The sequence below is a fragment of the Cupriavidus sp. USMAHM13 genome (genome assembly GCF_001854285.1).
In the GTDB taxonomy this organism is placed as follows: Bacteria; Pseudomonadota; Gammaproteobacteria; order Burkholderiales; family Burkholderiaceae; genus Cupriavidus; species Cupriavidus malaysiensis.
The window spans coordinates 1,678,467-1,698,741 of sequence record NZ_CP017752.1 but is presented as its reverse complement, the minus strand read 5'-3'; the positions used below and the strand labels follow the sequence as shown (position 1 = coordinate 1,698,741).

General features: G+C 70.8%; 19 protein-coding genes. 11 read left to right on the top strand and 8 right to left on the bottom strand.

What is annotated here, in order from left to right:
• Positions 1-107: 107 nt before the first annotated feature.
• The 4 genes from BKK81_RS25840 to BKK81_RS25825 all read right to left on the bottom strand — a co-directional run bounded on the left by BKK81_RS25840 (position 108) and on the right by BKK81_RS25825 (position 4,657).
• The gene (locus BKK81_RS25840) at positions 108-1,913 is read right to left on the bottom strand and encodes a flotillin family protein (protein WP_083384441.1); all 1,806 of its coding nucleotides are present in this window, start codon (positions 1,911-1,913) and stop codon (positions 108-110) included.
• 66 nt (positions 1,914-1,979) lie between these two features.
• Entirely contained in the window at positions 1,980-2,660 is a 681-nt protein-coding gene (locus BKK81_RS25835) for an OB-fold-containig protein (RefSeq protein WP_071018868.1), read from the bottom strand.
• A 69-nt stretch (positions 2,661-2,729) separates the two neighbouring features.
• Positions 2,730-3,407, bottom strand: coding sequence for a PspA/IM30 family protein (locus BKK81_RS25830; RefSeq protein ID WP_071018866.1), 678 nt, complete (start codon positions 3,405-3,407; stop codon positions 2,730-2,732).
• A 359-nt stretch (positions 3,408-3,766) separates the two neighbouring features.
• Positions 3,767-4,657, bottom strand: coding sequence for a hypothetical protein (locus BKK81_RS25825; protein ID WP_156811446.1), 891 nt, complete (start codon positions 4,655-4,657; stop codon positions 3,767-3,769).
• A gap of 68 nt (positions 4,658-4,725) precedes the next feature.
• On the opposite strand from BKK81_RS25825, the gene BKK81_RS25820 reads away from it, so the two are divergent.
• The 3 genes from BKK81_RS25820 to BKK81_RS25810 all read left to right on the top strand — a co-directional run bounded on the left by BKK81_RS25820 (position 4,726) and on the right by BKK81_RS25810 (position 7,738).
• Complete coding sequence (locus BKK81_RS25820; RefSeq protein WP_335582877.1) at positions 4,726-6,159, top strand: NAD(P)/FAD-dependent oxidoreductase; 1,434 nt, start codon at positions 4,726-4,728, stop codon at positions 6,157-6,159.
• 127 nt (positions 6,160-6,286) lie between these two features.
• On the top strand, positions 6,287-6,865 hold the full coding sequence (locus BKK81_RS25815; RefSeq protein ID WP_071018860.1) for a TetR/AcrR family transcriptional regulator: 579 nt from the start codon (positions 6,287-6,289) through the stop codon (positions 6,863-6,865).
• A gap of 105 nt (positions 6,866-6,970) precedes the next feature.
• Positions 6,971-7,738: an MBL fold metallo-hydrolase gene (locus BKK81_RS25810; protein ID WP_071018858.1), complete on the top strand. Its 768-nt coding sequence runs from the start codon at positions 6,971-6,973 to the stop codon at positions 7,736-7,738.
• A gap of 34 nt (positions 7,739-7,772) precedes the next feature.
• Here BKK81_RS25810 and BKK81_RS25805 read toward each other — a convergent pair whose 3' ends face one another.
• The gene (locus BKK81_RS25805) at positions 7,773-9,161 is read right to left on the bottom strand and encodes an aminotransferase-like domain-containing protein (protein WP_071018856.1); all 1,389 of its coding nucleotides are present in this window, start codon (positions 9,159-9,161) and stop codon (positions 7,773-7,775) included.
• Positions 9,162-9,656: 495 nt separating this feature from the next.
• On the opposite strand from BKK81_RS25805, the gene BKK81_RS25800 reads away from it, so the two are divergent.
• Genes BKK81_RS25800 through BKK81_RS25770 form a run of 7 tightly spaced genes read left to right on the top strand, consistent with a single transcriptional unit; the run spans position 9,657 to position 15,486 of the window.
• Positions 9,657-10,139 carry an MSMEG_0572/Sll0783 family nitrogen starvation response protein gene (locus BKK81_RS25800; protein WP_071018854.1) on the top strand — a complete coding sequence of 161 codons (483 nt, stop codon included), beginning with the start codon at positions 9,657-9,659 and terminating at the stop codon, positions 10,137-10,139.
• A gap of 18 nt (positions 10,140-10,157) precedes the next feature.
• Positions 10,158-11,198, top strand: a complete 1,041-nt coding sequence (locus BKK81_RS25795; protein WP_071018852.1) for a Nit6803 family nitrilase — start codon at positions 10,158-10,160, stop codon at positions 11,196-11,198.
• Positions 11,191-12,270 (top strand): MSMEG_0568 family radical SAM protein, encoded by a 1,080-nt coding sequence (locus tag BKK81_RS25790; protein ID WP_071018850.1) that lies wholly within the window; start codon positions 11,191-11,193, stop codon positions 12,268-12,270. The genes BKK81_RS25795 and BKK81_RS25790 overlap by 8 nt, the downstream gene beginning before the upstream one ends.
• Entirely contained in the window at positions 12,267-12,848 is a 582-nt protein-coding gene (locus BKK81_RS25785) for an MSMEG_0567/Sll0786 family nitrogen starvation N-acetyltransferase (protein WP_071018849.1), read from the top strand. The genes BKK81_RS25790 and BKK81_RS25785 overlap by 4 nt, the downstream gene beginning before the upstream one ends.
• Entirely contained in the window at positions 12,845-13,870 is a 1,026-nt protein-coding gene (locus BKK81_RS25780) for a sll0787 family AIR synthase-like protein (RefSeq protein WP_071018847.1), read from the top strand. The genes BKK81_RS25785 and BKK81_RS25780 overlap by 4 nt, the downstream gene beginning before the upstream one ends.
• A gap of 3 nt (positions 13,871-13,873) precedes the next feature.
• Positions 13,874-14,161, top strand: coding sequence for an MSMEG_0570 family nitrogen starvation response protein (locus BKK81_RS25775; RefSeq protein WP_071018845.1), 288 nt, complete (start codon positions 13,874-13,876; stop codon positions 14,159-14,161).
• Positions 14,162-14,202: 41 nt separating this feature from the next.
• Positions 14,203-15,486 (top strand): MSMEG_0569 family flavin-dependent oxidoreductase, encoded by a 1,284-nt coding sequence (locus BKK81_RS25770; RefSeq protein ID WP_071018843.1) that lies wholly within the window; start codon positions 14,203-14,205, stop codon positions 15,484-15,486.
• A 36-nt stretch (positions 15,487-15,522) separates the two neighbouring features.
• Here BKK81_RS25770 and BKK81_RS25765 read toward each other — a convergent pair whose 3' ends face one another.
• Both BKK81_RS25765 and BKK81_RS25760 read right to left on the bottom strand, forming a co-directional pair.
• A complete protein-coding gene (locus BKK81_RS25765) occupies positions 15,523-16,428 on the bottom strand; it encodes a LysR family transcriptional regulator (protein WP_071018841.1) in 906 nt (301 codons plus the stop codon).
• A gap of 132 nt (positions 16,429-16,560) precedes the next feature.
• On the bottom strand, positions 16,561-17,334 hold the full coding sequence (locus BKK81_RS25760) for an SDR family oxidoreductase (protein ID WP_071018839.1): 774 nt from the start codon (positions 17,332-17,334) through the stop codon (positions 16,561-16,563).
• A 271-nt stretch (positions 17,335-17,605) separates the two neighbouring features.
• Here BKK81_RS25760 and BKK81_RS25755 point away from each other — a divergent pair, with 271 nt between their 5' ends.
• Positions 17,606-19,036 carry an HdeD family acid-resistance protein gene (locus BKK81_RS25755; RefSeq protein ID WP_071018837.1) on the top strand — a complete coding sequence of 477 codons (1,431 nt, stop codon included), beginning with the start codon at positions 17,606-17,608 and terminating at the stop codon, positions 19,034-19,036.
• 275 nt (positions 19,037-19,311) lie between these two features.
• On the opposite strand, the gene BKK81_RS36850 is transcribed toward BKK81_RS25755, so the two are convergent.
• Positions 19,312-20,076, bottom strand: coding sequence for a LuxR C-terminal-related transcriptional regulator (locus BKK81_RS36850; protein WP_269466465.1), 765 nt, complete (start codon positions 20,074-20,076; stop codon positions 19,312-19,314).
• Between the last annotated feature and the right edge of the window lie 199 nt (positions 20,077-20,275).

Sequence of the window (20,275 nt, the reverse complement as noted above, 5' to 3'; positions counted from 1 at the left end):
CGGGGGATCGGGCAGGACGAGATGGCGCGGCCATTGCAACCGGACCTGGTGGCCGGATGCCTTCCGCTTTTGCCCCCGGCCTTGCCCCCCCGCCTCTTGCCTTCCGCTTATGCTCCGACCCGCGGCGGCCGCGCCTCGCCCGCGCCGCCGCGCGCCTTGCCGCCCCGCTCCTCCTCGGTCCACCCTTCGCCGGCTCGCGTTCCGGGCTGGGCATGCGGCCCCGGGGAGGCAAGGCGCGCCGCCGGCGCCTCCTCCAGCTTCGGCGCCAGGCCCTGCAGCGAACGCCCATCGATCCCCACCTCCTGCAACAGCGAATCGATCAACGGCGCATGCGCCCGGTACGACAATGCGGCCGACATCGCCTGCTCGGCAAGGTTACCGCCCCCGCCGGCCGCCGGGCCGGCCGCCTCGGAGGCAGCGCCGCCCCGGTTCAGGCCATCCACCTGGATGATCTTGATGCCGTCGATGGCCTTGATCGGCTCGACCGAGTGCTGGATGATGCCAGGCAGCGCCTGCAGCAGGGCCAGCCTGAACTTCAGGCTGGTCTGGTCGGACGACAGCGCATTGACGGCGTCGTTCAGCGCGCGCTGCGCCTCGGCCTCCGCCAGGCCCTTCTGGCGGGTCGCCTCGGCCAGCTCGACGATGGCCGCGGCCTGCAGTTCCGCCGCCTCGCGCTCCGCGCGAGCCCGCGTCGTCACGTGCACGGCCTGCATCTCCGCTTCCTGGGCAGCCTCGATCAGCGCCACCTGCTTGGCACGATCGGCCTCGGCGGTGCGCCGGGTCGTCTCCACCATCTGCTCGGCCTTGACCGCCTCGGCAAGCGCCTCGTTGGCGCGTGCCTGGGCCTGGGACTGCGCCTCCGATTTGCCGGCGATGACGATGGCCTTCTCCTGCTCGGCGATCTCCGTCACCTTGGCCTGCTCGATGGCGGCCATCTGGGTCACGCGCTGCAGTTCGATCTCCTTGACGCGCACGTCGCGCTCGGCCTCGACCTTGCGGCCGCGCACGGCCTGCTCGCGCTGGATCTCGGTTTCCTGCACCTGCCGCTCGGCGGAGATGCGGCTCTGCTCGGCCTCCTGGTGGCGCTCGGCCTCATAGGAAGCGATGCGCGCGTTCTGCTCGGCGCTGCGCGTCTTCACCTGCTGTTCCTGCTCCAGCTTGAGGAAGGCTTCCTCCTGCTCGATGGTGAGCTTGCGCTCCAGCGCGTTGCGGTTCTTCTCGCGCACCGACACCTCGGTATCCTGCTCGACTTCGTTGCGCTCGCGCCGGCGCCGCTCGGTTTCCTGCGTCAGCTTGGTCAGGCCTTCCGCATCGAAGGCGTTGTTCGGGTCGAAGAACTCCTTGGAGGTCTGGTTGAAGTTGGTCAGCGACACGCTTTCCAGTTCCAGCCCGTTCTTGGTCAAGTCCTCCGCCACCGTGTTCTGCACGCCCTGCACGAACTGCTCGCGCGCGTCCTGCAGGTCCTGCATGGTCATCTGTGCCGCCGTGGAACGCAGCGCGTCGACGAACTTGTCGTCGACCAGCGAACGCAGGCTCTCGGGCGCCAGCGTGCGCTGGCCCAGCGTCTGCGCGGCGGTGGACACGCCCTCCACGGTCGGCTTGACGCGCACGAAGAACGCCACCACGACATCCACCCGCATGCGGTCCTTGGTGATCAGGCTGTCGCGCGTGGCCCGGCTGACCTCGAGCTTGAGCGTGTTCATATTGATCGGGATAACCTCGTGAAACACGGGCAGCACGATCGCGCCGCCGCTCATGATGACCTTCTGCCCGCCCAGCCCCGTGCGGACGAAGGCACGCTCGGCCGAGGCGCGTGTGTACAGGCGCGAGAAGATCACGCCGATCACGACCAGGCCGATGATGCCGGCCAGGGCGATGACGCTCCAGAAAACGAGGGAATCCAGGTTGGCCATGGGGTTGCGAGTCTCCGTCAGCGGAAAGTGGATGAAGCAGCCGGCGATTGCCCCGGCTGGCGGCCCCTACAACAGATCGGGCCGCGGATTGGGAATCGCGCGGTAGAGGCTGCCGGAGGCGCGCGCCACCACCAGCACCTCCTGGCCGCGCGACAAGGTCTGCGTGGCGTCCTCCGGCGCGACGCGGATGTAGTGCGCGCGGCCGTGATCGTCGATCAGGCGCGCGCCGGCCGGGTGCTCGGCGCTTGCCTGGCCCAGCGTGATCCTGGCGACGCGCCCGACGAAATCGGACTCGGACACCGCCGAGCTCTCGTCCTGCGGGAAATAGCGCACCAGCAGGCCGCCGGCTCCCCTGACGAACGGCAGCGCGGCCAGCGCGGCCAGCGCCGCCGCCACGGCGCCGGGAAGCAGGTGCGCCGTGGCGGTGGCCAGCAGCCATTGCAGCAGCAGGCCGGCAATGGAGAAACCTGTCAGGAACAGGATCAGCAGCATCAGCAAGGGCACGCGTCCGACGTGCAGCCAGCCCAGGCATGCGCCGACGATGCCGGCGCCGCCGCCTTCGCCCGCATCGAGCGCGCCGGCGGCCGCCGCATGCGGGCCCGGCAGGTGGGCGGTCAGGAAGTGGTCGGCGTGGCCGGTCAGTGTCAGGCCGGCCAGCAAGGCAAGCGCCTCCAGCGTGCCGATGGCGACCATGGCACCGATAGCGACCACGAACGGCACATAGCCGGGATGCAGGAGTTCACTCATGAGAGGGCAGCACAGGACGGTTCAGGAAGGCCGGACCCGCGGGCCGCGGCGCAAGCGGTGGCGCACGGCCTAGGCGGCGGCGCTGCCCTGCCTTGTCCGCAGCCGTTCGAGGCGCTCGCTGACGCGCTGCTCCTTGAGCAGGGCGTCGAGCTGCCTGAGCGATGCCGCGTCGGCCTGGGCAGGCGCCGCCCCCCCGGCAGGGAGCCCGCTGGCGCCGGCCATCGCACGGCTGAAGCCCAGGCCCAGCTGCTGCGCCCGTGCCGATGGTGCCGACGGCGCCGCTGGGTGCAAGGAAGCCGACGCCCGCGCGGCGAGCAGGTCGGACAGTGCCAGTTCCATCTCTTCGCGCTTGGCGCGCAGGGCCAGCAGTTCGGCCTCGGCCGCGCCGGTCCGCTCGACCGTCTCCTGCAAGCGCTGATGCAGCAGCACGAGGCTGTCCTCCAGTTCGATCTGCCGCGCGGCGCCGGTGCGTGCCAGCGCCTCCTCCCCGCTGCGAAGCGCGACGGCGATCTGCGCGTCGAGCCGCCCGATCTCGTCGTTCACGCGGGCGATGGCCTTGGTCGACTGGTAGCGGGCGGCCTCGTGCCGGCCCAGGTGCACGCGCGCCCGGCCGATCACCTCGTCGAACTCGCGCAGGTATTGCTCCAGGACAGCCAAGGGAGTCCGGCTCTCGATCGAGCCGACCAGCGCATGCACGTTGGCCGCCAGCAGTCTCGCGATGCGGCTGTGAAGTCCTTCGCTGTTCATGGCGGCTCTCCTCGGTGGACGGTGGCTGCGACGCATGGGGAAAGGCGACGCTGGCAGGCAGGGCAACGACGCATCCGGCAGCGATTCTTGCGGTGCGTCTGGCGGCAGGTACGAGGCGCGGCCCGGGAGGGGGCGGGACAGGTTCAGGATCGCGCCGGCCCGCGCCGTCGCGCCAGGTACCGGGGCGATTCTCGCCGGCGCTGCAATCGCTGGGCTTCAGACCATTCTCGAGATCGGCGTAATCCGTCTGAATTGCAGGAATCGCGTGGGATGCCGCGACGCCGGGCAGCATCCGACCAGGTGCGCCAGCACGCCTTGGCCCCGGGCATGGCTGCACGGAACAAGGCGCCGCCGGTGGCTCAGCGCAGCCCCAGCGCCTGCGCCAGGCTCCGGGCCTGGGGGAACCAGTGCTGCAGTGCCAAGCCCAGGCCGATGGCCAGCGCCGCCACGGCAAGCGCCGGACGCGCCGACACCCGCACGGCGGCGCGCAGCCAGCCGGCCTCGTCGGCACGGCGTGCCACGCGCAGCAGGCCGCCGGCCAGCAGGGCCTCGAACGCGATCTCGGCCAGCATCAGCGGCCCCTGGCTGAACACGTAGGCGGCACCGATCACGGCGGCGGCCAGCAAGCCGAGGGCAAGCAGGACCACGCCGAACAGGTCGTCGGCATCGGCCGCGCCGTCCAGCAGGTCGCCGGCGCCGCGCCCTGCCGCTTTCCCGGTCTCACCGAGGTCCGCCAGGCCGGGCAGGTCCGCCGCCGCCACATCGAAATCGCCGGAGGCGCCACCGCCATCGAAGGTACCGCCCTGCCCCGCCACCGGGCGCGCGCCGCGTGCGGCGCCGCCCGCCCCGCCGCGGGGCAGCGGCAGGCAATCCACCAGATCCACGCCCCCATCGGCCCCGTCGCTCGCACGCGCCGGTTCGTCACCGGTCCCGCGGCGCCCAGCGGGCAGCCCGACATAGGCCAGCCAGACGCGCACCGCGCACAGGAAGCCGCAGTAGGCCGCGACCGTCGCCAGCCCATAGCGCAGCGGCAGCGACGACAGCCCCGCGAGCCAGAGCAGCTTGCTGGCGAGCACACCGATCGACAGCGACCACAGCGCGATCAGCATGACGTGGCAGCGGATGAAGAAGCGGCTGGCCAGCATGGCCAGCACGCGGCGCTTGGCGAGCGGCTCGGGCAAGGCCCGTTCGGCGCCGGCACGCTGGCGGCGCCCGGGCGGGCGCGATGTCGGGTTCGCTTTGATGGTCATGCGGCGCATGATACCCGGCACCAGGCGCCGGGCGCCCAGATGAGCGCGACCGCGTCTATCACACGCCAGTGCAGGCAACGCTGGCAACGCTGGCAACTGGGGCACACCGACTCACACCGGCGCTCCTCCAAGCCGTCGACCACATACATACATTCACGCATGTATGTATAATCCGGCGCATCTCATGCCCGAGCAAAGGAACGCACAAGATGCAGCCGCAACAGATCGTCATCGTGGGTGGAGGGGTAGCAGGCCTCGAGGTCGCCACCGCCCTGGGCAGGCGCTCCGCACGCGCCGGACGGACCATGGCCGTCACCCTGGTCGACCGCGACTCCGCCCATGTCTGGAAGCCCATGCTCCATACCATCGCGGCAGGCACGCGCGACGTCTCCCAGCAGCAGACCACCTTCCTCGCCCAGGCCCGCGATGCGGGCTTCACCTACCAGCCGGGCGAACTCGCCGGCCTCGACCGGGCTACACGCGAGCTGCGGATCGCTCCGCTGCACGCGCCCGACGGGCGCCTGCTGGTGCCGGCCAGGCGCCTGGCCTACGACGCGCTGGTGCTCGCGATCGGCAGCGAGGCCAACGACTTCGGCACACCGGGCGTGGCCGCGCACTGCTTCAAGATCGACTCCCGCCTGCAGGCCGACGCCTTCAACCGCGAAGTCCGCCTGCGCATGCTCCAGTGCCTCGCGCAGGACGAAACCCTGTCGATCGGCATCGTCGGCGGCGGCGCCACCGGGGTCGAGCTCGCGGCCGAGCTGGTGCAGCTTGCGCAAGCCGCGGTCGCCTACGGCGCGCAAGGCTTGCCGGCCCGCCTGTCGATCACCCTGATCGAAAGCGGGCCGCGCCTGCTCGCGGCATTTCCGCAGGACATCTCGGCCGCCACCCAGGCCCGGCTCGAAGCGCTGGGCGTGCGCGTGCGCACCGCCACGCGCGTGACCGAAGCCACCGCGGACGGCTTCACTCTCGCTGACGGTGGCCAGGTGGCAGCCTCGCTCAAGGTGTGGGCGGCCGGCGTCAAGGCGCCCGGCCTGCTGGCGCGGCTGGACGGTCTGGAGGCCTCCCATGCCAACCAGTTGCTGGTACACCCCTCGCTGCAGACCACGCGCGATCCGCGCATCTTCGCCATCGGCGACTGTGCCAGCCTGACCCTGCCGGGCAACCAGCGCCCGCTGCCGCCGACGGCGCAGGTCGCCCACCAGCAGGCACAACACCTGATCCGCCATCTTCCCGGCTGGCTGCGGGGCGACAAGATTCCCGCCTTCTCCTATCGCGACTTCGGCGCCCTGGTCTCGCTGGGCGACTACGACGCCTTCGGCTCGCTGGGAAAATTCGGCCTGTTCAAGGGCCTGACGATACGCGGGCGGCTCGCGCAACTCAGCCACGCGCTGCTGTACCGCAGCCACCAGGCGCGGCTGTTCGGCTTCTGGCGCGGCGGACTGCTGTGGCTGGTCGACCGGCTCAACACCCGGCTGCGCGCGCCGATCCGGCTCGATTGAGGGCATCCCTCTCCGGGCGGGGTCCAGCGCCCGTCCGCGGCACACAAGCCAGTTATGGACCCAGCGGTCCATAACTGATATGCTGCCGGACATTGAAACTGCCCGCGAGCGCGTTCCCCGGTCCACCATGGCAAGGCCACAGGAATTCGATACCGCCGAAGCCTTGTACAAGGCGATGGACGTATTCTGGCGCAAAGGCTATGAGGCAACCTCGCTGGCCGACCTGCTCGACGCGACCGGACTGAGCAAGAGCAGCCTGTACGCCACCTTCGGCGGCAAGCGCGAGTTCTTCCTGGCCGCCTTCGACGCCTACCGCCAGGGACGGGCAGCGGAGATGCACCGCATTCTCGGGCACGGCCCCGCGCGCCAGGCCATCGAGCGCTTCTTCCGCACGCTCTTCGCCGATGTCGCGACGCCCGGTCCCTTGCGCGGCTGCATGAGCATCAACCAGGCTGTCGAAATGGCCCCGCAGGACGCGTCCATCCGCGAGCGGGTCATCGGCGACCTGCAGTACATCCAGGCGGCGCTGACCCAGGAGGTTGAAAGGGGCCGCGCGGACGGCTCGATCGCCGCCACGCGCGACCCCGCCGAACTGGGACGGCTGCTGGTGCTGGGCTTCCCCGGCCTGCAGGTGATGGCGCGCGCCGGCTTCCCGCCGCAGGAACTCGAGCACGCCCTGGCGCTGCTGCTCTCCCACCTCGACTGAACCGCGCCGGGTCCATGCGGCAACCGAGCCAGCCCGCCGATTTCATTTCCCCATTATGGACTGCTCGGTCCATATCCATCCGAAGCACCTTCTCAGGAGAACTCCATGCGCATCCAGCAAGTCCGCAATGCCACCTTGGTCATCGAGTACGGCGGCAGCCGCTTCCTGATCGACCCGATGCTCGCCGAGCAAGGCGCCTACCCCGGACTGCCGGGCACGATGAACAGGCACCTGCCCTACCCCACCGCCGCGCTGCCGGTGCCCGTCGCCTCGTTGCTCGACGTCGACGCCGTGATCGTGACCCATACGCACCCGGACCACTGGGACGAAGCCGCCCGCACCCTGGTGCCGAAACACCTCCCCGTGTTCGTCCAGCATGAAGCCGATCGCGCCTTGCTTGCTTCGCAGGGCTTCGGCGACGTCCGCCTGCTGCGCGACGCGATCTTCCAGGGCGTCACCCTGCGCCAGACCACCGGGCAGCACGGCTCGGACGCCGCCATCGGCGCCATCGGCGACATCCTCGGCGAGGTCTGCGGCGTGGTCTTCGAGCACGCCGGCGAGGACACGCTGTACCTGGCCGGCGACACGGTATGGAACGCGCAGGTCGAGGACAACCTGCGGCGCTACAACCCGCAAGTCGTGATCCTCAACGCCGGCGACGCCCGGGTGATCGGCCTCGGCGCCATCATCATGGACGCGCAGGACGTCTGGCAGGCCTATCAGGCCGCGCCGGGCGCGACCTTGATCGCCTCGCATATGGAAGCGGTCAACCACGCCGTGCTGACGCGCCGGGCACTGCGCGAATTCGCCATCGAGAAAGGCATGACGGACCGCCTGCGGATTCCGGAGGACGGCGAGGCTTACCGGCTCTGATGCCGAGCGGCCGTCCCGGGCCGCGCCCGCCGCCTCACAGCATCGCCGAATGCAGGTGATGCGGGTCCTCCAGTGTCTCGGCCACGATCTGCAATGACTCTTCGATCTCGTCGCGCTCGCTCGGGCCGCCCAGGCACAGTCGAATGGCATCAGGCGGATTACCGTCGGTGGAGAAGGCAGAGCCGGAGACCGCGCCGATGCCGCGCGAGCGCAGATGCAGCGCCAGTTCGGAGGGGCGCCAGGCACTGCCGTCGAGCGGCAGCCACAGGTGGAAGCCCTCGCCATCCGCCTCGTAGGGATGAGCACCCAGCACGCGCGCGGCGATCGCCTGGCGCGCAGCGTTCTCCTGGCGCAGCACGGCGAGCATTTCGTCGGCGGTGCCATCCTCGATCCACGCGCGCGCCAGCAGCGTGGTGAAGGGACTGGCCATCACCGAGGTGGCGCGCAGCGTGCCGGCCAGGCGCTGGGCCTGGCGCGGCGTGGGCGCGTGGACGAAAGCGGTGCGCAGCCCTGCGCCGAAGCACTTCGACAGTCCGGTGAGGTAGTAGGTCAGTTCCGGCGCCAGCGCAGCGAAGGCATCGGGCTTGCGACGCGGCAGCATGCCGTAGGCATCGTCCTCGATGATCGGCACGTTGTAGCGCAGCGCGATATCGGCCAGGATCTCGCGCCGCGCCTGGGGCATGGTGCGCGTGCTCGGGTTCTGCAGGGTCGGGTTGCAATACAGCACCGCTGGCCGCTGCGCCTTGCAGAAGGCTTCGAAGGCCGCCCCCAGCATGCCGTCTTCGTCGCCCGGCAGCGCCTGCAGGTGAACGCCAAGCTGGGCAGCGATGGCCTTGATGCCCGGATAGGCCAGCGCCTCGACGCATAGCGTCTGCCCGCTGCGCGCCACTTGCGACAGCAGCGCCACGAGGGCGCTGTGGATGCCCGGGCAGACCAGCAGCGTGTCGCCGCCGGCGGCCGGCACCAGCCGCCGCAACCAGCCGGACACCGCGGCCCGATCGGAGGGCGTTCCGCCGAAGTCCTGGTAGCGCAGCAGTTGGTAGGGATCGGTGCCGCCGAGCAGCGCGGCGGCCGATTCGCGCAGCCGCGCGGCCAGCGCCGGCGGCTCCGGCGGCATGTTCATGGTCATCTCCGCGCTGGTGCCGGCACGCAGCGGCAGCGCGGGGGCACGGCCGCGCACATAGGTGCCGCTGCCGGCCTTGGCATCGATCAGGCCGCGCTTGCGCGCCTCGCCGTAGGCGCGCGCCACGGTGGAATAGTTGAGCCGCAGCGCCTCGGCCATGTCGCGCAGCCCCGGCAGGCGGTCGCGCGCCTGCAGCCGGCCATCGGCGAGGGCCTCCTCGATCAGGTCGGGGATCATCAGGTAGGCGGGCTTGGGGCTGTCAGCGATGCGCTTCGCCCAATGACTGGTCAGGCCGGACACGGCTCTCTCCTTCTGGAACGTGCGCCGCGGCGGCGCCAGCGCTGCCGATGCATTTCGCGTGCCATCCGGACGTCATGGCGCCACGCGCCAGTCTCGCCTGCGCTTCGCTCCATGCATGGCCATGTGCGCCTGCATTGTTCGCATCATTGATCGCATCCTTGATTGCATTCCGGATCGCCACTTGATGGTGCGCGAGGCATCGCCTGCACCAAGCCGATGCCTCGCGCGGGCAGCCTCCGCGCGCTCGCGGTGCAGGGCCGCGGCGCCGCCAGGCGCCATGCCGGCGCGGCACGTGGCGCCGAGGCCATCGCGCGGATGCGATCAAGCATGCGATCGATCGCTCGCCGTATGAATGATCGGTCCTTGATCGCATGGTCGAGCGGCACCGATGGCATATCGCTTGCACCGCTGCCCATGCCGGCGGCGAGCGCCGGCCGGACCGCCCCGAGCCTCGCGCCGTCCGCTCAACGCAACCCATACGCACTGGAGCCAAGCATGCCCGCAGTCAACCACCCCGCCCACAAGGATGGCGATGTCCTCGTCGATTTCGAGGAGAAGGTGTTCGAGGACGTCAAGGCCGAGCCCGGCGAGAAGGCCCTGGTGACCTTCCACACCGTAGCCTTCGAAGGCTCGATCGGCTTCGTCAACCTGCTGCAGGCCACCCGCCTGCAGCGCAAAGGCTTCGACACCAGCATCCTGTTATACGGCCCGGGCGTCACGCTCGGCCTGCAGCGGGGCTTTCCCACGCTGGGTGACGAGGCCTTCGCCGGCCACCTCAACTTCAACAAGCAGCTCAAGAAGTTCATGGCCGAAGGTGGCAAGGTGTACGCCTGCCGCTTCGCGCTGCAAGCGCTCTACGGCCATGGCGAAGCGTCCCTGGTCGAAGGCATCCGCCCCATCAATCCGCTCGACGTGCTCGACTTGAAGCTGCTTCACCGCAAGGAGAACGCGCTCATCCTCGACACCTGGACCGTCTGAGCCGGCAGGGGATCCGCCATGTCCGACCCACGCATCGTGCGCGCCGCCGCCGTCCAGATCGCACCCGATCTCGACAGCGGCGCCGCCACCCTCGCCAAGGTGCTCGACGCCATCGACCGGGCCGCGCGCGACGGGGTACGGCTGATCGTCTTCCCCGAGACCTTCGTGCCCTACTACCCCTACTTCTCCTTCGTGCGCCCGCCGGTGCAATCAGGCCAGGAGCACTTGCGCCTGTACGAACAGGCCGTGGCCGTCCCCGGTCCCGTCACCGAGGCCGTGGCAGCGCGTGCGCGCCGCCACGGCATGGTGGTGGTACTGGGCGTCAACGAGCGCGACCACGGCAGCCTCTACAACACCCAGCTCATCTTCGACACCGAAGGCCGGCTCGCACTCAAGCGACGCAAGCTGACGCCTACCTTCCACGAGCGCATGATCTGGGGCCAGGGCGATGCCGCCGGTCTCCAGGTGGCAGAGACGGCCATCGGCCGCGTCGGGGCGCTGGCCTGCTGGGAACACTACAACCCGCTGGCGCGCTATGCGCTGATGGCCCGGCACGAGGAGATCCACTGCAGCCAGTTCCCCGGTTCGCTGGTAGGTCCCATCTTTGCCGAGCAGATCGAGGCCACCATCCGCCACCACGCGCTGGAGTCCGGCTGCTTCGTGGTCAATGCAACCGGCTGGCTGACGGAGGCGCAGATCGCTTCGGTCACCACCGACCCCGCATTGCAGAAGGCGCTGCGCGGCGGTTGCCACACCGCCATCATCTCGCCCGAGGGGCAACACCTGGCGCCGCCCTTGCGCGAAGGCGAAGGCATGGTGGTGGCCGACCTCGACCTGGCCCTCATCACCAAGCGCAAGCGCATGATGGATTCGGTGGGCCACTACGCGCGCCCCGAGCTGCTCAGCCTGCTGATCAACGACCGCCCGGCGGCCCCCGTGTCCGTCATGCACGCACCACGGCCCCAGGTGCCCGCCGCCGCCATCCACCCAGACGACCGGAGTCCAGACCATGCCTTCTCGCGACACGCTGCCGGCCTCGAGCCGGCAGTTGATGACTGAACTGCAGTCCATCGGGCTGCGGCTGGAAGACCCGCGCGCCGGTGCCGCCAGCCGGCGCGGCGGTGCCGGTCCGTCCGACCACAAGGCCGTCACCATCGACGGCGTGACCATCATGGTGCCGGTCCATACCAGTACCGCCTGGCACTCGCCCTACGTGGCAGCCACGCCCGACGCGCACGGGCGCAGCACGCTCATGCGCGGCGCCATCCCGATCGCCAGCGTGAGCTTTCCACGCACGCCGCGCTTCTATGCGATGCAGACGCTGGACGGCGTTCCGTACTCGCACATTGCCACCCTGCACGGCGCCGATGTGCTGGCGACCACGGTACTGCAGGACTGCATCCGCTACCAGAGCCGGCGCAAGACCTGCCAGTTCTGCGCGATCGGCCAGTCGCTGGCGGCCGGCCGCACCATCGCGCGCAAGACTCCGGAGCAGCTCGCCGAGGTGGCGCGCGCGGCGGTGCTGCTCGACGGCGTCAGGCACATGGTACTGACCACCGGCACGCCGCCGACGCCGGACCGCGGTGCCGCCCTGTTGTGCGACAGCGCCTTCGCCATCCGCGCCGCCGTGGACCTGCCGATCCAGGGCCAGTGCGAACCACCCGACGACAACCGCTGGTTCGCGCGCCTGCGCGCCGCTGGCATCGACAGCCTGGGCATGCACCTGGAAGCGGTGACGCCATCGGTGCGCGCGCGCATCATGCCCGGCAAGGCCACCGTGCCGCTGTCGCGCTACCTCGATGCCTTCGCGGCGGCGGTCGGGGTGTTCGGCCGCGGCCAGGTCAGCACCTACATCCTGGCCGGCCTGGGCGACACCGCCGAGTCCATCCTGTCGATGTCGCAGCGGCTGCTGGAGATCGGCGTCTATCCCTTCGTCGTGCCCTTCGTGCCGATCTCCGGCACGCCGCTGGAGGATCATCCGGCCCCCTCGCCGGACTTCATGCGCGCCGTGCTGGCGCCGTTGGGCCGCATGGTGGCCGCGGCCGGGCTGCGCTCGGCGGACATCAAGGCCGGCTGCGGCAAGTGCGGGGCCTGCTCCTCGCTGTCGGCCTACGAGGGGGATGCGGCATGAGACCCGAGTTATGCGTGGAGGTGCCGGCCGCGCCGGCCTACCAGGTGCGCTGGGCCGAGGCCGGCTGGGAGATCGAACAAGCCTACGCACTGCGCCGCGCGGTGTTCTGCGCCGAGCAAGGCATTTTTGCCGAGGACGACCGTGACGCGGTCGATGACGCCGCACAGCTGCTGGTGGCGGTGCGCTGCGACGAGGCCGCTGGCGGCCCGCCCGGCGCGCGCGGCCCGGTGGTCGGCACCGTGCGCATCCATGAAAGCGAGCCCGGGGTCTGGTACGGCTCGCGGCTGGCGGTACAGGCGCCCTACCGGCGCCACAGCCGGCTCGGCGCCACGCTGATCCGCCTGGCGGTGAGCAGCGCGCATGCGCTGGGCTGCCGGCGCTTCCTCGCCCACGTACAGAGCCAGAACGTGCCGCTGTTCCGCCGCCTGCACTGGACCACGCTGGCCGAGGAGACGCTGCTGGGCTGGCCGCACCACCTGATGGAGGCCGACCTGCACCACTATCCGCCCTGCCATGCACCGTATGCCGGCTTCGTCATCGACGACGGGAGCGCACAGCACGACAGGAGGCCGTCATGAGCGCCGCCACCCTGGCCGACCTGCTGCGCGCCAGCCGCGGCTTCGGCCACAAGACCGATATCGCCGGCCTGCTCGCCCGCCTGCAGCAGGCGCTGCCGGCCGGCGCGCAGGCGGAGGCGCGCGGCATCCTGCTCGGCGACGACTGCGCCGCCATCGCGGATGGTGACAGCCATCTGCTGTTCGCCATCGAAGGCATGGTCGGCGATTTCCTGCGCGCCATGCCCTGGTTCGCCGGCTACAGCGCGGTGATGGTCAACGTGAGCGACATCTACGCCATGGGCGGGCGCCCCCTGGCGGTGGTGGATGCCATCTGGAGCGAGGGCCTGGAGCCGGCCGACGAAGTCGTGCGCGGCATGGCCGCTGCCGCGGCCGCTTACGGCGTGCCGCTGGTGGGCGGCCACAGCAACGCGCGCAGCGACGGCCCCCAGCTTGCAGTGGCCATCCTCGGGCGCGCGCGCCGGCTGCTGACCAGCTTCGGCGCGCGCCCCGGGCAGCGCCTGCTGATGGCGGTCGACCTGCGCGGCCGCTTCGAGGAGCCCTATCCCTACTGGAACGCCACCACCGGCGTGCCCGGCGCACGCCTGCGCGCCGACCTCGAACTGCTGCCGGCATTGGCCGAGGACGGCCTGTGCGCTGCCGCCAAGGACATCAGCATGGCCGGCGCGGTCGGCACCGCCTTGATGCTGATGGAATGCTCGGGCGTGGGCGGCACCATCGACCTCGACGCGTTGCCGATCCCGCCGGGCGTGCCGCTGCCGCGCTGGCTGTCGGCCTTTCCCAGCTACGGCTTCCTGCTCGCCGTCGACGCGGCCGACGCCGCCACGGTGGCGGCCCGCTTCCACGCGCGCGGCCTTGCCTGCGCGGAGATCGGCATGCTCGACGCATCGCGCCGCGTGACAATCGCCCAGGCCGGCGAGCGGGCCTTGCTATGGGACTTCGGCTGCGAGCCCTTCATCCTGCCCCGGCCCGCCGCGGCCGGCTTGCCACCCGCCGGCATCGATGCCGTGCCTCTGGGAGCCTGAACCATGCCCGTCACGCACTTCCGCGTCCGCTGGCCCGACCAGCGCGAAACGCTGTGCTATTCGCCCTCTTCCGTCGTGACCGAGCACCTCGAGGCCGGCGCGGCCTACCCGCTGCCGGTGTTCCTGGACCGCGCGCGCAGCGCGCTGAACCAGGCCTCCGAGCGGGTGCGCCGCCGCTATGGCTTCGCCTGCTCGGCGGCCCAGGACCAGCTCGACGTTATCGAAGCCACCGCCGCCCGCTTTGCCGGCCAGGCCGGTGCCACGGTGACGGTACTCGCCTTCGAGCGCTAGAACGCCCTCCGTGAACCTCCCTCTGCCAAGGAACCCGCGTCATGCCTGACACCACGCCTACCCCTCCCGCCACCAGCGAGGCCCGCCACTACTCCGTCATCATTGTCGGCGGCGGCCAGGCCGGTCTCTCGCTCAGCTACTACCTGCGCCAGGCCGGCATCGAACACCTCGTGCTGGAGCAGCACACCATGACCCATACCTGGCACACCCAGCGCTGGGATGCCTTCTGCCTGGTCACGCCGAACTGGCAGTGCGCACTGCCTGGCCACCCCTATGCCGGCGACGACCCGCACGGCTTCATGAAGAAGGACGAGATCATCGCCTACCTGGACGGCTTCATCCGCGCGGTCGCCCCGCCCGTGCTCGAACACACCGAAGTATGCAGCGTCAAGGCGCGCCCGCAGGGCGGCTTTGCGGTGGTCACCACACGCGGTACCTTCGGCGCCGACCAGGTTGTGGTAGCGTCGGGCGGCTATCGCACGCCGATCGTGCCCCGCCTGGCCGAGCGGCTGCCGGCATCGATCAGGCAAGTCCAGTCGGCCGACTACCGCAACCCGCAGGCCTTGCCCGAGGGCGCGGTGCTGGTGGTGGGCTCCGGCCAGTCGGGCGCGCAGATCGCCGAGGACCTGCACCTGGCCGGGCGCCAGGTCTACCTCGCCGTGGGCGAAGCCCCGCGCTGCGCGCGCTTCTACCGCGGCCGCGATGTGGTCGACTGGCTGGCCGAGATGAAGTACTACGACCTGCCTGTCACCGAACACCCCCTGCGCGAAGGCGTGCGCGACAACACCAACCACTACGTGACCGGACGCGACGGAGGACGCGACATCGACCTGCGCCGCTTCGCCGCCGAGGGCATGGAACTGTATGGCGTGCTGGAGGACTACCGCGACGGGCGCCTGCGCTTCGCACCCGACCTGCGCCGGAACCTCGACAATGCCGACGCCACCTACAACCGCATCAACGCCGGCATCGACCAGTACATCGCCGCGCACGGCATCGACGCGCCGCCGCCCAGCCTCTACACACCGGCCTGGACACCCGCGGCCGAACGCACCGAACTCGACCCGCAGGCAGCGGGCATCGGCAGCGTGATCTGGTGCATCGGCTTCCGGCCCGACTTCGGCTGGCTGGAGGTGCCGGTATTCAACGGCCGCGGCCACCCCGGGCACGTGCGTGGCGTCAGCGCGCATCCCGGCCTGTACTTCCTCGGCCTGCCATGGCTGCACACGTGGGGCTCGGGCCGCTTCTCCGGCATCGCGCGCGACGCGCAGTACCTGGCGGAGAGGATCGCGGCGGCGTGCTCGCCGGAGGCGCTGGCGGCTTGAGGCCCACCGCTCGGCCGCATGCGCGGCCGCTCGCCGCTATGGCTCGACGCTCGGCGCGATCAGCGCCTCGAACCATTCGAAGAAGGCATTGAGGCGCGCGGAGCGCTGGCGCCGGTGCGGATAGACCAGCGAGAGCGGCATCGGCGCGGCGCGGTGCTGCGGCAGGACTTCGACCAGTTCGCCGCGGTCCAGCAGGTCCTGCACGTCGAAGCGCGGGATCTGGATCAGGCCGATGCCGGCCAGGCAGCAGGCGATATAGGTCTCGGCATTGTTCGCCACCACGCGGCTCGGCATCGACACCGTGACGGTCTCGTCCTGGTGGCGGTACTCCCAGGGCAGCGTCCGGCCGGTGAGCGCATTGGCGTAGCCGACCGCGACGTGGCCACGCGCCAGGTCCTCGGGCGCGCGCGGCGTGCCGTACTCCCCCAGGTAGCCCGGGCTGGCGCAGTTGATCAGGGCCAGCCGCCCGACCGGGCGCACCACCAGGCTGCTGTCCTGCAGGGCGCCGACCCGGACCGCGCAGTCCACGCCTTCCTGCACCAGGTCCACCATGCGGTCGGTCGAACCCAGCACCAGTTCCAGGCGCGGGTGGCGCCGCAGCAGCGCGGGCAGCGCCGGTGCGACCAGCCGGCGCGCGATACGGCTGGGCACGTCGACCACCAGCCGGCCGACCGCCTTGCGCTGGCCGGCGCGGAACAATTGCTCGACCTCGTCCGCCTGCGCCAGCAGGGGGCGCACGCGTTCCAGCAACTGCAGGCCATCGGCGGTCGGGCGCACCTGGCGCGTGGTCCGGTGCAGCAGGCGCGTGCCGACCCCCGTTTCGAGCTGCTGCACCGCGGCCGAGACCGAGGCACGCGGCAGTTCCAGCGCGTGGGCGGCCTTGATGAAGCTGCCCATCTCCGCCACGCGCACGAAGACGCGGTATTGTTCGAGTCGGTCCATCTCGGCCTTGTGCTCAAGCAGGGAATCCGCGCGGCGGACGCCGCGCCACGGCCCCTCTCCGGCGCACGGCAGCGGCGCTCACGGGGGAGGCGACGGCCGCATGATAGCGCGGCACCCCGCCCGTGCCGGTGCCTACCTGGTGGTGTAGCCGCCGTTGATCAGGATGGTCTGTCCGGTGATCCACCAGCCGTCGCTGACCAGGTGGCGGACAAAGGGCACCACGTCCTCGATGTCGGTGAGCCCGGTGCGGCTGAAGGCCGACAGCGCGGCCGCGGTCTTGTGGTAGGCCACCGCATCGTCGCCCTCGGCGGGATAGAAGAAGGGCGTGTCCATCGGGCCCGGCCCGACCGCCGTCACCGAGATGCCGCGCGCGCCGAACTCCTTGGCGGCGGCGCGCGTGAAATGCTCGACCGGCGCCTTGGTGCCGGCGTAGGCGGCATAGAACGGCGTGAAGGCCCCCAGCAGCGAGGTGACCAGGGTCACGATCCTGCCGTGGTCGTTGACGTGCTTGCCGGCCTCGCGCAGGAAGAAGAAGGCGGTCTTGGCGTTGACCTCGGCCATGTCGTCGTATTCGGCCTCGGTGATCTCGGTGAAGGGCTTCTTCAACACCTTGCCGATGGTATTGATAGCGATATCGGGCCGGCCGACCGCCTGGACCACATCGGCGAACAGGGCTTCCATGGCGCCGGCGCGGCGCAGGTCGGCCTGGAAGGCGACGGCCTGCGCACCGGCCGCCTTGAGCGCGGCCACGGTCTCCTCGGCGGCCGCGCGGGTGGCGTCGCTGTTGTAGTGGATCGCCACCGCGCGGGCGCCGTGCCGGGCGAGGTCGCGCGCGATCAGCCCGCCGAGGTTCTTCGCCCCGCCGGCGATCAGGACGGTCTTGCCTTGGATAGAGTGGTCAGCCATGCATGCCTCCGCATCGATTCGAGAGTCTCAAGACTAGGCGATCGCGCCGGCCTGCGCAGCCCGGCGCGGCTGGATGGATTGTCCAGGAATCCGTTCCAATCGCATGCCGCAGCACCGCAGCACCGCAGCGCTTCGACACCGCAGGCGCCACGGCCGGCGGCTTGGCGACCGGCGGCGGCCCGTGCTATGGTCCTCCGGCAATGCATGCGGCCCGCGCGCCGGCCTGCCGCGCGGGACTGGACCCCGACAGGCCCCATACTCAGGAGGGGATATGGTCAGACTGGTGCTGCTGCTGATGGGCATCGACTACCTGCACCGCCGCGCCCGCGCCATTCTCTGGACGGGCGCGCTCTGGGCGGTCGCCGGCATCGCCATCTTCATCGACGCGCTCGACGGCGCCCTGCATTTCCCCATCCAGTTCTTCGCCTGGCTCTTCCTGATCGAAGGCCTGGCGACGCTGGTGGTCGCCTGGAGCGGCGTGGGCGGCCAACGCGTGCTGCGCTACGTCAAGGGCATCGCCGTGGTCGGCGCGTCGGCCCTGATCTTCGCCGGCCACCACTACGGCCACTTCCTGCTGTCGATGATCTTCGGCGCCCTCTTCCTCATCGACGGGCTGCTCCAGTGCGTGTCGGCGTGGGTGGTGCGCTACCGGCGCTGGCACGTCGCCCTCGCCTGGGGCGTGGCCGAACTGCTGATCGCGGTGTTCTTCTTCCAGCCCTACCCGACCCACTATGTCGGCACGCTGCCCTACGGCCTCGGCCTGTTCCTCTTCTTCGGCGGCCTGAACATGCTGACGCTGGCCGCGCGCGTCAGGCGGCTGGCCGCCAATCCGGCGCTGCGCGGATCTTCGCGGCCCGGCCGGCTGCCCGAGGCCGACGTGGCGGGGACCATGCCGGAGGAGGACGGCGGCGGCGACGCTGCACCGGCACCGCCCGCCTTCGACCGCGCCGAATGGGACGGGCCGCCCGCCGACGGCGAACATGCGCTGACGGTGCACGTGTGGACGCCCACGGGATCGGCCAGGACACCCGCGCAGTCGCCGCCGATCATCCGCCGCTACATCGCCGCGGTCGACGCCAACGGCGTGATCTCCACCGGCCATGCCGCGCTGGAAACGCCGGAAGGCATCTACATCAGCCTCTACCCGGCGGTCGAGATCGACCGCTCGCCCGACGACTTCGGCCGCCTGCTGCGCGCCACCGCCGACAACGACGTACCCGGCCTGTTCCAGCCCGACTACGCCACCGAAGCGCAGGCCTGGTGTCCCTCCACGACGCGCGTGCGCATCCGCAACTACGATCCCCTGCGCTTGCAGGCCTTCTGGCAGCGCTACCGCCGGAACACCACCTACAACCTGACGCACCGCAACTGCTCCAGCACCGTCGCCCACGCGCTGGAAGCCGCGCTCGAAGGCGCGGTGGGCCGCCTGCATGGCGATCGTGCCGGCTGGCGCAGCCTGCTGCGCGTGCTGGTGACGCCGGAGCTGTGGGTGGCCGCGCAGATCCGCAAGCGCGCGGTGACCATGGCATGGACGCCCGGCCTCGCGCTCGACTACGCGCGCGCGCTCAGCATGCTGGCCGATCCCCGGCCTTTCGCCTGGCGCAAGGCCGCGCGCGCCGCGCGCACCACGCTCGCCCGGCTGCGCCAGCAACGGCGCGACTGGCAGGTGCAGGACGAAGACGCCGGCAGCGCGCGGCGCTGAGGCCGGCAGGCTGCCGGGCGCTCAGGCGGACGCATCCCGCCAGCCGTCGCAACGAGCGATCGACGGCAGCATGCCGGGCTTCGCGCGAGTCGAGGCTCCTGCCGGCGCGCCGGCCGCCCCTCCCGCACACGTGAACCGGCACACGGAGACGATCGGCGCCGCGCGGCAGGCGATGCGGGACACCGCCTCGCACGGCCTCGCACGGCTTCTCGACAGGCCTGGTGATTCCACGAATTCAAGAACCGGGACACCAGGGGCACCAGGGCACCAGGGCACTAGGACTCAGGGCACAAGTGCAGCTCGAACTGCCGCATCAGCGCCATCACCTGCGCGCGTCGCGGCGTCTTCAGCGCCATCAGGATGGCGCTGACGTGCTCCTTGACGGTGTCTTCGCGCAAGCCAAGCCGCCTGCCGATGACGCGATTCGAGAGACCGTCGAGCAGCAATTGCAGCACGTCGCCCTGACGGCGGGTGAGACCCAGCTCCGCCGGCGTGATCGGTTGGCGCGGGACGCCGGCGCACGGCGTGTGCGGCGGCATTGCTGGTGACAGGTCCCATTGCGCCGGCGCAGCCGCTGCCGGGGCCGGCAGCGGCGCCTGCCGGATCAACTGGCGGCGGTCGCGCACGCAGTGCTTGGCGAGGATGGCAGAGACATGCTCCTTGACCGTACCCTCCTGCAGGCCGAGCAGCAGGGCGATGCGCTTGTTGGAGAGACCGTCGACCAGCAGCGCGTACACGCTGGCCTGGCGCGCGGACAGCATGGGCAAGGCCACGGCCTGCGCATGCGGGGACCGTTCGTCCCCGGGGCAGCCCGGCAGCGTCGCGCCGACGGCCTGGCTCTCGTCTGCGACCGGCGCAAGGGCGCAACCCGCCGCGCCGTCCTTGCCACCACCGTCCGGCAAGCCGTCAGCGCGCATCGGCAAGGGCAAGCCCCGCCGCGCTTCCTGCTGCTCGCCGCAGGCCCGCACCTGCGTGTCGACACATGGCATCAGAACCCCAGCCCAGCCGGTCATCTTGTCGTTGTTACCGGTGCCTGCCACAGCGCAGTCCCTTCCCGCTCGATGGGTGGCCTGTCGGCCACCACGTTGCCCCTCCATTCCCGCATAGCCAGGACAGCTCTGACTTCCGGCTGTTTTCCGCGAAGTATACCGAGAAGGCAGCGCCCGTAAGGAAGCTTCGCATGACGGGTTGCGCGCGCGAGACACCCGGGCCCTTGCCGTGCAGAGAACGCCATGCGGC

Excerpts from the sequence above, each read along its gene's own strand:
- BKK81_RS25840 (WP_083384441.1), bottom strand. The coding sequence starts at position 1,913 with ATGGCCAACCTGGATTCCCTCGTTTTCTGGAGCGTCATCGCCCTGGCC.
- BKK81_RS25835 (WP_071018868.1), bottom strand. The coding sequence starts at position 2,660 with ATGAGTGAACTCCTGCATCCCGGCTATGTGCCGTTCGTGGTCGCTATC.
- BKK81_RS25830 (WP_071018866.1), bottom strand. The coding sequence starts at position 3,407 with ATGAACAGCGAAGGACTTCACAGCCGCATCGCGAGACTGCTGGCGGCC.
- BKK81_RS25825 (WP_156811446.1), bottom strand. The coding sequence starts at position 4,657 with ATGACCATCAAAGCGAACCCGACATCGCGCCCGCCCGGGCGCCGCCAG.
- BKK81_RS25815 (WP_071018860.1), top strand. The coding sequence starts at position 6,287 with ATGGCAAGGCCACAGGAATTCGATACCGCCGAAGCCTTGTACAAGGCG.
- BKK81_RS25810 (WP_071018858.1), top strand. The coding sequence starts at position 6,971 with ATGCGCATCCAGCAAGTCCGCAATGCCACCTTGGTCATCGAGTACGGC.
- BKK81_RS25800 (WP_071018854.1), top strand. The coding sequence starts at position 9,657 with ATGCCCGCAGTCAACCACCCCGCCCACAAGGATGGCGATGTCCTCGTC.
- BKK81_RS25795 (WP_071018852.1), top strand. The coding sequence starts at position 10,158 with ATGTCCGACCCACGCATCGTGCGCGCCGCCGCCGTCCAGATCGCACCC.
- BKK81_RS25790 (WP_071018850.1), top strand. The coding sequence starts at position 11,191 with ATGACTGAACTGCAGTCCATCGGGCTGCGGCTGGAAGACCCGCGCGCC.
- BKK81_RS25785 (WP_071018849.1), top strand. The coding sequence starts at position 12,267 with ATGAGACCCGAGTTATGCGTGGAGGTGCCGGCCGCGCCGGCCTACCAG.
- BKK81_RS25780 (WP_071018847.1), top strand. The coding sequence starts at position 12,845 with ATGAGCGCCGCCACCCTGGCCGACCTGCTGCGCGCCAGCCGCGGCTTC.
- BKK81_RS25775 (WP_071018845.1), top strand. The coding sequence starts at position 13,874 with ATGCCCGTCACGCACTTCCGCGTCCGCTGGCCCGACCAGCGCGAAACG.
- BKK81_RS25770 (WP_071018843.1), top strand. The coding sequence starts at position 14,203 with ATGCCTGACACCACGCCTACCCCTCCCGCCACCAGCGAGGCCCGCCAC.
- BKK81_RS25765 (WP_071018841.1), bottom strand. The coding sequence starts at position 16,428 with ATGGACCGACTCGAACAATACCGCGTCTTCGTGCGCGTGGCGGAGATG.
- BKK81_RS25760 (WP_071018839.1), bottom strand. The coding sequence starts at position 17,334 with ATGGCTGACCACTCTATCCAAGGCAAGACCGTCCTGATCGCCGGCGGG.
- BKK81_RS25755 (WP_071018837.1), top strand. The coding sequence starts at position 17,606 with ATGGTCAGACTGGTGCTGCTGCTGATGGGCATCGACTACCTGCACCGC.